The sequence below is a fragment of the Mucilaginibacter ginsenosidivorans genome, assembly GCF_007971025.1.
Lineage (GTDB): Bacteria > Bacteroidota > Bacteroidia > Sphingobacteriales > Sphingobacteriaceae > Mucilaginibacter > Mucilaginibacter ginsenosidivorans.
This window is the reverse complement of record NZ_CP042436.1, coordinates 249,147-261,320: the sequence shown is the minus strand read 5'-3', so window position 1 is coordinate 261,320 and position 12,174 is coordinate 249,147. Positions and strand designations below refer to the sequence as shown.

Annotated in this window: 15 protein-coding genes; 12 read left to right on the top strand and 3 right to left on the bottom strand. The window is 44.9% G+C overall.

Annotation, left to right across the window (positions count from 1 at the left end; genetic code table 11):
• Nucleotides 1–355: 355 nt before the first annotated feature.
• Together pyk and FRZ54_RS01180 are read right to left on the bottom strand one after the other, a co-directional pair.
• A complete protein-coding gene (gene pyk / locus FRZ54_RS01185) occupies nt 356–1,789 on the bottom strand; it encodes a pyruvate kinase (protein WP_147029827.1) in 1,434 nt (477 codons plus the stop codon).
• Between the two features lie 69 nt (nt 1,790–1,858).
• Nucleotides 1,859–2,284, bottom strand: coding sequence for an IPExxxVDY family protein (locus FRZ54_RS01180; RefSeq protein ID WP_228462598.1), 426 nt, complete (start codon nt 2,282–2,284; stop codon nt 1,859–1,861).
• Nucleotides 2,285–2,428: 144 nt separating this feature from the next.
• Between FRZ54_RS01180 and FRZ54_RS01175 the strand changes: the two genes are divergently transcribed.
• The 3 genes from FRZ54_RS01175 to rnc are packed head-to-tail and all read left to right on the top strand — an operon-like array spanning nt 2,429 to nt 4,672.
• Nucleotides 2,429–2,665 (top strand): acyl carrier protein, encoded by a 237-nt coding sequence (locus FRZ54_RS01175; RefSeq protein ID WP_008508386.1) that lies wholly within the window; start codon nt 2,429–2,431, stop codon nt 2,663–2,665.
• 18 nt (nt 2,666–2,683) lie between these two features.
• Nucleotides 2,684–3,937, top strand: a complete 1,254-nt coding sequence (gene fabF / locus FRZ54_RS01170) for a beta-ketoacyl-ACP synthase II (RefSeq protein ID WP_147029825.1) — start codon at nt 2,684–2,686, stop codon at nt 3,935–3,937.
• Nucleotides 3,938–3,946: 9 nt separating this feature from the next.
• Nucleotides 3,947–4,672, top strand: coding sequence for a ribonuclease III (gene rnc / locus FRZ54_RS01165; protein ID WP_147029824.1), 726 nt, complete (start codon nt 3,947–3,949; stop codon nt 4,670–4,672).
• A gap of 12 nt (nt 4,673–4,684) precedes the next feature.
• Here rnc and FRZ54_RS01160 read toward each other — a convergent pair whose 3' ends face one another.
• Nucleotides 4,685–5,422, bottom strand: a complete 738-nt coding sequence (locus FRZ54_RS01160; protein WP_147029823.1) for a hypothetical protein — start codon at nt 5,420–5,422, stop codon at nt 4,685–4,687.
• Between the two features lie 181 nt (nt 5,423–5,603).
• On the opposite strand from FRZ54_RS01160, the gene FRZ54_RS01155 reads away from it, so the two are divergent.
• From FRZ54_RS01155 to FRZ54_RS01115, 9 genes are all read left to right on the top strand, one after another.
• Nucleotides 5,604–6,479 carry a YicC/YloC family endoribonuclease gene (locus FRZ54_RS01155; RefSeq protein ID WP_228462597.1) on the top strand — a complete coding sequence of 292 codons (876 nt, stop codon included), beginning with the start codon at nt 5,604–5,606 and terminating at the stop codon, nt 6,477–6,479.
• A 42-nt stretch (nt 6,480–6,521) separates the two neighbouring features.
• A complete protein-coding gene (gene gmk, locus FRZ54_RS01150) occupies nt 6,522–7,124 on the top strand; it encodes a guanylate kinase (RefSeq protein ID WP_228462596.1) in 603 nt (200 codons plus the stop codon).
• 97 nt (nt 7,125–7,221) lie between these two features.
• Nucleotides 7,222–7,800 carry a nicotinate (nicotinamide) nucleotide adenylyltransferase gene (gene nadD / locus FRZ54_RS01145; protein ID WP_147029822.1) on the top strand — a complete coding sequence of 193 codons (579 nt, stop codon included), beginning with the start codon at nt 7,222–7,224 and terminating at the stop codon, nt 7,798–7,800.
• Nucleotides 7,801–7,870: 70 nt separating this feature from the next.
• Entirely contained in the window at nt 7,871–8,050 is a 180-nt protein-coding gene (locus FRZ54_RS01140) for a hypothetical protein (RefSeq protein ID WP_147029821.1), read from the top strand.
• Between the two features lie 129 nt (nt 8,051–8,179).
• Nucleotides 8,180–8,779: a tRNA-(ms[2]io[6]A)-hydroxylase gene (miaE, locus tag FRZ54_RS01135; protein ID WP_228462595.1), complete on the top strand. Its 600-nt coding sequence runs from the start codon at nt 8,180–8,182 to the stop codon at nt 8,777–8,779.
• A gap of 69 nt (nt 8,780–8,848) precedes the next feature.
• Nucleotides 8,849–10,027: a sensor histidine kinase gene (locus FRZ54_RS01130; RefSeq protein WP_147029820.1), complete on the top strand. Its 1,179-nt coding sequence runs from the start codon at nt 8,849–8,851 to the stop codon at nt 10,025–10,027.
• Entirely contained in the window at nt 10,027–10,728 is a 702-nt protein-coding gene (locus tag FRZ54_RS01125; protein WP_228462594.1) for a LytR/AlgR family response regulator transcription factor, read from the top strand. Before FRZ54_RS01130 ends, FRZ54_RS01125 begins: the two co-directional genes overlap by 1 nt.
• A gap of 116 nt (nt 10,729–10,844) precedes the next feature.
• A complete protein-coding gene (locus FRZ54_RS01120) occupies nt 10,845–11,603 on the top strand; it encodes an intradiol ring-cleavage dioxygenase (RefSeq protein ID WP_147029819.1) in 759 nt (252 codons plus the stop codon).
• Nucleotides 11,604–11,614: 11 nt separating this feature from the next.
• Complete coding sequence (locus FRZ54_RS01115) at nt 11,615–12,133, top strand: hypothetical protein (RefSeq protein WP_147029818.1); 519 nt, start codon at nt 11,615–11,617, stop codon at nt 12,131–12,133.
• Nucleotides 12,134–12,174: the final 41 nt, after the last annotated feature.

Below are 12,174 nucleotides of genomic sequence, written 5' to 3'. Positions count from 1 at the left end.
AGGCAAAAAGGTTAAATCTTTTGCATCAATTGTAATAAAATAATTAAACCTTTGCATCGTTATCGGCTCATAGGGGTAACCAAAATTTAAAGAAATGAAGATGGTAAGGATCTACTGGGATTATTATTTTACAAGAAAGAGCAAGCTGGTAAAGAAAGCTTGTAAAGCAAGAATTTATTAAGTCTTAAGTCGGGAGTCTTGAGCTCTATGTCGAACCGCGCCTGTTCAAGTACACACTTGAACAGGTGGTTTTTAATATCTTTTGTGAAATAGAAAACCCCGGCCAAAACCGGAATCATATCTTAAAAGTAAAAGGTTAACCTTTCTACTTTACAACATTCAAACCTTACAACAATTACTCTACCACGCTCACCTTCAGCATATTGGTTTTTCCCTGTTTAGTAATAGGCACCGAAGCGGTGTTGATCACCACGTCGCCTACTTCTATCAGGTTCTCGGCTTTCAATATTTCGTTCACATCGCTTATGCTCTGATCGGTGCTCTCCAGTTTGTCGTAATAGAAAGCGCGCACGCCCCAAACCAGGCTTAGTGCATTTAGCAGGTTTTTATTCGATGTAAATATATAAGTAGCGGCTTTTGGCCTGTGGCTCGATATTTCGAAAGCTGTATAGCCCGATACTGTCATGGAGATAATGCCCACCGCATTGGTATGTTCGGCCAGGTAAACAGCCGACCCGCAAAGGGCGTCGCTCAGGTAATTTGCCGGCGACGAATCGATGTGCTCAATAGTCGTATTAAAGGGATAGCCCAATTCTTCAACGTTCTTCACGATCTTGGCCATGGTCTCGATAACGATCACCGGGAATTCGCCAACTGATGTTTCGCCGCTAAGCATCACTGCGTCGGCGCCATCCAATACAGAGTTTGCCACGTCGTTCACTTCGGCGCGGGTTGGGCGCGGGGTGGTTATCATGGATTCGAGCATTTGTGTTGCCACAATAACCGGTTTTGACGATGCGCGGCATTTACGTACGATCATCTTTTGCAGTAAAGGCACTTCTTCCAAAGGCATTTCAACGCCCAGGTCGCCGCGGGCAACCATTACGCCGTCTGTAGCAGCAATAATGGCGTCGATGTTTTCTATCGCTTCGGGCTTCTCTATTTTGGCAATAACGCGCGCCGATTTATTGTTCCGGGCTATGATGCGCTTCAGATCGACTATGTCTTCGGCATTACGCACAAACGACAGGCCTATCCATTCCACATCATTCTGTAAAGCAAACTCAAGGTTTACCAGGTCCTCCTCTGTCAAACTTGGGATGGATACCTTGGTATTCGGCAGGTTAACGCCCTTGCGCGAGGTTAGTATCCCGCCGTGTACCACTTCGCACACCACGGTGTCCTTCCTGTTGGTAGATATTACGCGCATCTGTATCTTGCCATCGTCCAGTAATATGATCTCGTCGGCTCTTACGTCCTGCGGAAAGGTTTCATAAGTAATATATATGCGGTTATCATCGCCAATGCACTCGTGCGTGGTAATATTAATATGTGTGCCGTTTACAAGGTGTATGCCGCCATCCTTTACCAAACCGATACGGATCTTGGGCCCTTGCAGGTCGGCCAGTATGCCCACGTTTACTTTGTACTGCTCGTTTATTTCGCGAATAGTATCTATAGTTTTCTGATGGTCCTCTGGTCGGCCGTGCGAAAAATTGAGCCGGCACACATTTACGCCTGCATTGATCATGGACAATAAAACGTCCTTATTGGTCGATGCCGGTCCCATTGTGGCTACAATTTTGGTACGGTTGTAAGATAATTTCATAATATATTAGGGTTAAAACAGGCTCTACTTAAAAATTTAGTGTTATGGATACACTTCTAAAATTCGGCGCTAAAATAAAAGATTTTCCCGTGATTTAATCTTTTTTGGGTCAATCTTTACGGCGGCCACTATTTCCTGTATCCGGTTAAGGCCGGTAATTATTTTGTCCAGCTCGTCATCGGCTATATAATTTCTTATCATAATAAAGTAATCGGCCTTACGCATTTCGGGCACCAGGTAGCCTTCCGAACCTTTGTTGGCGATAAAATAAAAGTCGGTTTCGCTGGCTTCCCAATGATACTGATATAGCGAAAAAAACACCGGCCCTGCACCTTGTATAATATCCAGTTCCAGGTCGGAGCTCCTGGTAAAGTCAAAATTTAAGCGTTTATTGATGTAATGGCAGATACGGTAGTCTCTCAGTGACGTTGTGATAGCTATCAGCACGAAATCAAGGTCGATCTCAAACTTTAACGTTTTCCTGTTCAAAATCACTAATTTTACGCCGTCAAAAGTACGAATCGAAACCCTTGCAATAAAATATTGTTAGTTGTATTGCAAAAGTTTTTAGATTTGATATTTGATAGAATTTATCTTTCTTTGCACAGAATTTTTATTAATCATTAAACCATCAAAAGTATGTCTGATATCGCTTCAAGAGTAAAAGCTATTATCGTAGAAAAATTAGGTGTTGACGAAAGTGAAGTAACACCTGAGGCTAGCTTCACCAACGATCTTGGTGCAGACTCGTTGGACACCGTAGAACTAATCATGGAGTTTGAAAAAGAATTTAACGTGGCTATTCCTGACGATCAGGCTGAAACTATAGGTACTGTAGGTCAGGCTATCGCTTACCTTGAAAAGAACGTTAAATAAGCTCCCTAAATTTGCTAAATGGAGTTTAAAAGAGTTGTTGTAACCGGGCTTGGGGCACTTACTCCTATTGGAAACAGCATTCCCGAATACTGGGATGGTTTGGTCAATGGAGTGAGTGGCGCCGCCTTGATTAAGAGTTTTGATACTACCCTTTTCAAAACCAAATTTGCCTGCGAGGTAAAGAATTTTGATGCTGATGGTTTTTTGGGCCGGAAAGACGCCCGGAAACTTGACCCTTTTGTTCAATACGCTTTATTTTCGACCGAGGAAGCCGTAAAAGACGCCGGGCTTGAATTTGACAAGCTTGACACCAACCGTATCGGTGTTATATGGGGTTCGGGCATTGGCGGCCTCAAAACCTTTTTGGATGAAGTGGTTGCCTTTGCCAAGGGTGACGGCACACCGCGTTTCAATCCATTCTTTATCCCTAAAATGATAGCGGATATTGCGCCGGGCCATATATCTATTAAATATGGTTTGCGCGGCCCTAACTTTACTACGGTTTCGGCCTGTGCGTCATCTAATAATTCGCTTATCGACTCGTTCAACTATATACGTTTGGGCAAGGCCAATATGTTTATTACCGGCGGGTCCGAGGCTATCATCAACGAGGCCGGCATAGGTGGTTTTAACGCCATGCATGCCCTATCGACACGTAACGATGACCCGGCGACGGCATCGCGGCCGTTCGATCTTGACCGTGACGGCTTTGTTGCCGGTGAGGGCGCCGGAACTATTATACTGGAAGAGCTGGAGCACGCGAAAGCGCGCGGCGCTAAAATATACGCAGAAATGATTGGCGGCGGCATGAGTGCCGATGCTTATCATATGACTGCCCCTCACCCCGAAGGCCTGGGTGCAGCGCTGGTAATGAAAGCAGCATTGGAAGATGCAGGCCTTACACCGGCAGATATTGATTATGTGAACGTTCACGGAACGTCGACCCCTATTGGCGACCCGCAGGAAGTTAAAGCCATACAGGATACATTTGGCGAAGATGTTTATCGTATAAACATCAGCTCGACCAAATCGATGACCGGACACTTACTGGGTGCGGCAGGCGCAGTTGAAGCCATTGCTGCAATTTTGGCCATCAAAAATGATATTATCCCACCGACGATCAACCACTTTACGGATGACCCGGCTTTTGATCCGAAAATTAACTTCACGTTCAACAAAGCACAGAAAAGAATAGTTAAGGTTGCCCAAAGCAATGGTTTTGGTTTTGGCGGTCATAACGCTTCAGTGATATTCAGGAAGTACGAAGATTAATTGAGTTGAATGCCAATCAGACGGTTCTATAAGCTCTACTTATCGCCCAATAGAAAATACGTAAAATCTCTAAAGAATTTGCTCGGCTTCGTGCCGGGCAATTTATCTTTATACCGGCTGGCATTCAGGCACAAATCTGTGGCGCAGAATATCAAAAAAGGTGTTAAGAACAGCAACGAACGCCTTGAGTTTTTGGGCGATGCTGTCTTAGGCAGCGTTGTTGCCGAGGTGCTTTTCAAGCAATACCCTTACGAGGATGAGGGTTTCCTTACCGAATTACGCTCCAAGATCGTGAACCGGGTGAACCTTAACCAGCTTGCACGTAAGCTAGGGTTTGAACAATTGATACAGTACGATACCAAAATGGTGAACTCTACCCGGCAAAGTTCATTGCTGGGCGATGCTTTCGAGGCGCTCGTAGGGGCAATTTATCTTGATAAGGGATACGACTTTACCCGTAATTTCCTGGTCAATCACATCATTAAGTCGCATATCGATATCCATAAGCTTGAACAGACCGAAACCAATTTCAAAAGCAAACTGATAGAGTGGTGCCAGCGCCACGGCAAGGATATTACCTTTGAGCTGATAGGCAACCAGGAAGGCGAAAGCAACAAGCTGTTTACCGTACAGGCCATCATCGAAGGCGAGATCATGGGATCGGGCAAGGAGTTCAACAAAAAGAATGCGGAAAAACTGGCCGCGGAAAAAGCCTGCGAAGCGTTGTCTATTTAGTTCAGGCTCTCCTCAATTCAACTTCTGCAGTTGCTGCGACGGCTGATCCTTGTGTTTTTTATAAAAGGCGAAGTTTTTCTTGATGTAGGTGATCAGTTGGTAGTCGTTCCACTGCATAATATCCTGGTAGGATGGCGTGTAAACCTGCATGAATTTTGTCACTTCATCATCTGGCAGTTTGGTTACGCTTTGAACCAGGCTTTTGGTGTAGCGCCGGTCTATTTCATTATTCTCCAGCTCGGTTTTGGCATAGGCAGCAAAATGACGGGCCTCCCTGGGTTTCTTCCCGAACAAATTATAAAACCCGGTAAGCGGTGAATTCAGAAATGCCAGCACCGGTAACGATTTACCATCGTAAAAAATACCCTGGCTGCGGTATTGCTTCATTACATCGTTCAGTTCCTCCTTTTTGGTTTCGCCTTTAATGGTTACCTGGTTCAGTTCCACCACCGGCTGCAGGTATAGCGAAAGATCATCCTTGCTTTGTACCGTAATTTTTATTGGCGTAAATCCTTTTTTTGTTATCAATAAGGTATCGTAAATAGCTGTGTTGATACTGAACATACCCAGGTCGTCACTCATCATGATGTTTTTGTTATTCAGGTCGTTTATCAGCACCTGCGATACTCTTTCGGTGGAGCTTTTCCGGAAAATAACGCCTCTAATAGTAATGGTTTGCTGTGCCAGCGAAATGTTCCACAGCCCGAATAAACCGGTTAAAACAAAAATTATTTTTAAGCGCAAAAGCATATTAATTTGTAAAACTAACGAATATCAGGCGTTTGAATTGTGAAAAGATGTTAAAGTTGGTGGTTAGTGATCAGTTAATTTGTGATTAGTTAACTCGTTGACCGGTGGTTAGGAAATAGTGGCGTCAAACAACTAATCGCTAATCACCGGTCACAAATCACTAAAAACACTATCTTTGCGCATGTTAAAATCCATGACAGGGTACGGTATTGCCGTTTTTGATTCGGGTAACACCAAATACACCGTTGAGATCAAATCCCTGAACAGTAAATTCCTTGAATTGGGGTTACGTATCCCCAAATCTTTTTCGGAAAAAGAGTTCCAGTTGCGTAACGAATGCAATAAGCAGATAGAACGCGGTAAAGTAAACCTTTCGATCAATGTAGAACAATCCGACGCCACCGTTAAGGCCGCAGGTATCGACAAGGCGCTGCTTAAACATTATTACGAACAGCTGAAATCGGTTAGTACAGATCTGAATGAACCCGTGAACAACCTGCTGCAACTGGCTTTGGGTTTGCCCGAGGTTGTGAAATATGAAGAGGAAACCATATCGGAAGATGAATGGAAAGTAGTTGAAAAGACCTTTCAGCAGGCATTGGCTGCTTTCCAGCAGTTCAGGGCCGATGAGGGCAATGTGCTGGAACAGGATGTAAAGATGCGTATCGGCATCATCCTGAAAAACCTGGAGCTGGTGGAAGTTGAGGAGCCGAAACGTGTACCGGTGATAAGGGAAAGACTGAACCAGTTTTTAAGCGAGGCCGTGGGACGCGAAGCCATTGATCAGAACCGCTTTGAGCAGGAACTGATCTACTATATAGATAAGCTTGATATCACTGAGGAAAAGATACGCCTGAAAAGCCACTGCGATTATTTTATCGAAACGCTGAAAAGCGCCGATGCCAACGGTAAAAAGCTTGGCTTTATATCGCAGGAGATCGGTCGCGAGATAAACACCCTGGGCTCCAAAGCAAATGATGCCAATATCCAGAAACTGGTTGTAGGCATGAAAGAAGAGCTGGAAAAGATTAAGGAACAATTACTGAATGTTTTATAGGCGCTTGGCATTAGTCATTAGGGATTAGAAAAAAATGCTCCAATGACCGATGACCCAATGACCAATGACCCAATGACCAAAGAAGGAAAACTCATCATATTTTCGGCGCCGTCGGGAGCAGGAAAGACTACCATCGTGCAGCACCTGCTTACAAAAATACCCGAATTGGAATTCTCCATTTCGGCCACTACGCGCAAGCCCAGGGGTGATGAAAAAAATGGGGAGGACTATTATTTTATCAGTAAGGTTGAGTTTCTTCATAAAATAGCAAAAAAACATTTTGTCGAGTTTGAAGAAGTATACAGCGGTACATTTTATGGCACGCTGCGCACCGAGATAGAGCGGATATGGGCCGACGGCAAAACGGTGATCTTTGATATTGACGTAGAAGGTGGTCTTCACCTGAAGCGCAAATATGATGGGTTAGCGCTGGCCATCTTTGTGCAGCCGCCATCGCTGGAGGTTTTGAAGCAGCGTTTGGCATCGCGCGGTACAGATAGCCACGAAAAATTAAAGGAGCGGTTTGAAAAAGCAGAAAAAGAATTGAATTATGCGCCGCAATTTGATATTATCCTAAAAAATCACGATCTTCAAACGGCATGTGTTGAGGCAGAAGAATTAGTGCGGAATTTTCTCAAAAATTGATCAGGTCCATAGTTGGTGGTTCATGTCCTTATGAATCATGAAAGGGGTTCTATAGGGCTTACAAATATTTACTTGAACTATTAACCACAGAGTGAAAATGAAGATAGGTTTACTCTTCGGGTCATTCAACCCCATCCACATCGGCCACCTCATCATCGCCAATTACATGGCCAACCACACCGACCTTGATAAGGTATGGCTGGTGGTGTCGCCCCAAAACCCGTTAAAAAAATACGGTGACCTTATCAATACCTATGACCGGCTCGAGATGGCCAAACTGGCTACCGACAATTCGAAAAACATCAAAGTAAGCGATGTGGAACTGCGCCTGCCGCAGCCATCATACACTATTGATACGCTTGCCCACTTAAAGGAAAAGCACCCGGAGCATGAGTTTGCTATCATCATGGGCTCCGACAACCTGGGTACGCTGCATAAATGGAAAAACTATAAGCTGATATTGCGCGATTACAAGATATATGTATACCCTCGCCCCGGTTACGAAAATGCGGAGTTTGCATCACATCCCTCGGTTACCATTACCATGACACCGCTGATGGAGCTCTCGGCCTCATTCATTCGTAAATCGCTGGCTGAAAAGAAAAATGTGCAATACTTTGTGCCCGATCAGGTGCTTGAGTTTATTGAAAGTAAAAATCTTTATGCAAACGGATAATTTGCTGTAACTGTTATAACTTTCCTCCGTCAAATAACGTAAAACCATATTCTCAAAAATTGACGGACTTATGCAGCTTTCGAAAGAAAAATTAGAACACTTTGTAAATAACATGCCGGAAAAGATCGACGTGGTTGAGCTTATTGATAAGGTATTGCTAATGGCGAAGATAGAGCAGGCAAACCAGGAAGGCGCCAGCCAGTTCGTTCCGCACGGCGAACTGGAAAATGAGATAGACCTTTGGGGCTAAAGAGCGTAAAGCTAAAAGCCGAAAGACTAAAGCTTTTTTTAACGCTTAAAATCAAATATTCTTCTCCATACATCATAGCTTTCAGCTTTGGTCTTTTCGCTTTTAGCTAACAAAAGGTATTTTTGCCGCGTGAGCGAAAGAACCATCCTGAAACTTCAGTTGCCTACCGACCCGCTATGGGTAAAGAACGTAGTAGAGAGTAACATCGAAGAAATACTGACAGACCACGCCTTCTGCGAGCAAAAGGCAGCCAGCAACGCCATCACGCTTATCGTACAAAATCCAAATCTTTCCGACCTGGTGCAGGAAATGGCCGCTTTGGTGCAGGAGGAGATGGATCACTTTAAACGTGTTCATGATATTATACTGGAACGCGGGTATATCCTGGGGCGTGAGCGTAAGGATGATTATGTGAACGAATTGCGGAAATTTTTATCCTCAGGCGGCAGCCGCAATGCGCAGTTGATAGACCGGCTGTTACTTTCGGCCATGATAGAGGCACGGAGCTGTGAGCGCTTCAAGGTGATGTCGGAGCATATCGGTGATGCGCGGCTATCGGAATTTTACCACGAACTGATGATAAGCGAAGCCACACACTACACGACTTTCATTCGCCTGGCAAAAAAATATGCCAACGGCATCGACGTGGATAAGCGATGGAAGGAATTCCTTGATTACGAGGCTCAGGTGATCCAAAATTACGGCAAAAGCGAGACCATTCATGGTTAATTCATCCACACAAATGCCTTATTAGCCGATACATATCCCAAAAATGAAAGGGATTGCGTTGCTTTGTATATGTTGAGGTTCAGGGCGTATCTTGTTGTTGTACATATTGCCGGATGGTTGCTATTTATGGCGCTTCCGTTATTGTTCATCAATGCTGGCGAACAAAACAGCATTCAATCGGTATTTTCATCGCCCTATTACTGGCTGTTTTGCATTACCTATGCTTTCCTCTTTTATTTTAACGCGTACGTGCTGGTACCCCTCTTATTCCTGAAGAAAAGGTATGTTACCTATGGTATCATAACACTGGTATTGCTTAGTGGCACATACTTTTTGCAGCCTTATGATCGCTTATTGCGCAGCAACGAAAACCGTCCTGGCATGGCACCCATGCATATCCGGTCGCCGATGCGCGATATTTTGAGGGGCAGGGCCATGCCGCCTCCCCGCCGGGAGGGGCCCGGGCCGCACGGCGAGCCGCCACCAGGTTATCCGGGTTCGGGAGGGCCGCCGCCCGACGGGCCAATGCAACAGTCCCCGCATTACGGGCCGTACCGCCATATCGACAGCATCAGCTTGTTCCTGTTTGCCATGATCATAGCGCTGAGCACCGCGATCAGGATCATCAGGCAGTGGCAATTGTCGGAACAGCGCGCCGTACAGGCCGAATCGGACAAAACCAGCGCCGAGTTGTCGTTTTTGAAGGCGCAGATCAATCCACATTTCCTGTTCAATACACTGAACAATATTTACACCCTGGCGGTGATGCAGGATGAGAACGCACCCGAAAGCATCCTGAAACTATCCAATATTATGCGGTATGTTACCGATGATGCCATGGAAAACTTTGTGCCGTTGCAGTATGAGGTGGATTGTATCAACGATTATATCGAACTTCAGCGTTTGCGGCTGGGCGATAAAACAACCATTGACATGAAGGTGTCGGGGCTGATTGAGGACAAGGTTATAGCGCCGCTTATACTGATGACCTTTATCGAAAACGTATTTAAATATGGTATCAGCAAACACGAACCGTCGACGGTCAGCATCAATATCCTTGGCCACGAAAATGGCATTTCATTTTATTGCCAGAACCGTATATTCCCCGATAAGGTACAAACGGAGCGCGAAGGTATCGGCTTAAAAAACGTAAAGCAACGGCTGGCCTATTTGTATCCTGGCAAGCATGTGCTGAACATCAATACCGAGAACCAGTTATATACCGTAAACCTGATATTGCAGGCGTAATGATAAAACTCAAATGTATAGCTATTGACGACGAGCCGCTGGCATTAAGACTGATAGCAAGGTATGTGCACCAGTTCCCCGAATTGCAGCTGGTGCAGACCTTTGAAGATGCGGTGTCGGGTGGCGAATACCTGAAAAACTCGCCTGTCGACCTGCTTTTTCTCGATATCAATATGCCCGATATATCCGGTATCCAGCTTGCCCGTTCGCTTGAAACCAGGCCGATGATCATTTTTACAACGGCCTATAAGAAATTTGCTTTTGAAGGTTTTGAACTCGAAGCGCTTGACTATTTGCTGAAACCCATAGATGCGAAACGTTTTGCAAAGGCGGTGGAGAAGGCTATTGAATATTTTAGGTATAAGAATGCGGCGCCCGAAAAGCAGGAAACCAGCCTGTATGTATATTCGGAATATCGCATGATAAAGATCAACCTGGATGATATTGAATATATCGAAAGCATGGAGGACTACATCAAGATACATCAGCAAAATGCTAAAACCATCCTGACCCTGATGCCGCTAAAAAAGGTGCTGGAAAAACTGCCCGCAGATAAATTTCAGCGTGTGCACCGCAGCTTTATTGTGGCCGTTGATAAGATAAGATCTATCCACAACCGCAAGATCCAATTAGCCGGTGCCGAATTGCCGGTTAGCGAAACTTATATGGATTTTGTGCGTAAATGGATGAAATTCAAATGAAAACGGGCATTTTATCGGCACAAAACTGCCATTAGCCGACACAAGCAGCCTACCTGTACCTTACTGAAATAGTTTTACATCAGTTAATAATTCCATTAACTAATAATTGATGTAAAATGGAACGGAAAAACTTTTTAAAAACATTTGCACTTGCCGCTGCCGCAGGGCCGATGATATTGGATAGCTGTAAAAAAGACAGTGTAACCAAAACCAGTACTTCAACCACCACCGGGACAAGCACCAGCACAACTACCACATCAACCACAGGCAGTTGTATTGTGACCGCCACGGAAACGGAAGGGCCATACCCTTATCCAAGTGGCGAGATCAAAAACCCGCTTGAAAGAAGCGACGTTACTGAAAGCACTCAAACCGGCGTTCCGTTGTCATTAACCTTTATAGTGGTAGACGCAGGAAATAATTGCAACATTGTAAGCAATGCGCGTGTGGATATATGGCACTGTAATAAAGATGGCTACTATTCAGGTTATGCTAACCAGCCAGGGATATTGGGTACTAAAAGTTATGTGGGATCCACCTGGCTGCGCGGCTACCAGCTAACGGATAGCGCAGGCCTTGCCAAATTTACTACCATATACCCTGGGTGGTACACAGGCAGGGCCACGCATATACACATAGAGGTTTATGTGGATGGTGTGATGAAAAAAACCACCCAGATATGCTTCTCCGAGGCAATAAATAATACGGTGTATGCAAGCAGCCTCTATTCGGCACACGGTGTTAACACTACCACCAATGAGGCGGATAGCATATTTGGGGATTCACTGACCGACCTGGCCAACGAGACGGTGAGCCTTACGGGCAGCGTGAGCGAAGGTTACACAGGGTCATATACTATAGGTATAACACTGTAAAACCAGGAACAATGTGCAAAGCGAAGATCAGGTTAGTTTACCGGCAGATAATGGATGAATCATCCCAAACTGCTTTTGAGAAAGCCATATTACAGGCATCATACCAGGAGTTCCTGCTAAAATCGCAGGCTTATAACCCAGGGGGAAAGTTCAAAACCTTCAGTAAAATGAAAACGAACGACGGCCGGGCTAATTCGTTGCACTATAAGCTCGACTTTTCGGTGGGTCATTTCATCGCCCAGCTCGACCATAAGATGCCCCTGGTTAAGGATAATCTCGGCAATAAACTATTATTTGAAACTGCACGATTTGAGCTGATCGAATCACATATTGAAGACATATCCCTGCATAAAGTTGCCATCAATTTCGAAACCGCTGAACTGAGCCTGGTCGAATTATTTGGCGAATATATGCTGCTTACTTACGATGACCCGGCCAATGTGGGACAATTGCAGACTTTTGTTTTACGGATGCAACCCGATCTGTCGATCGTCAGTTACCATGAGGTTACAAATACCGAAATGGCTTAAAAGGAATTTAATACCCCCAATTCATAATAAGTTGTTTTTTA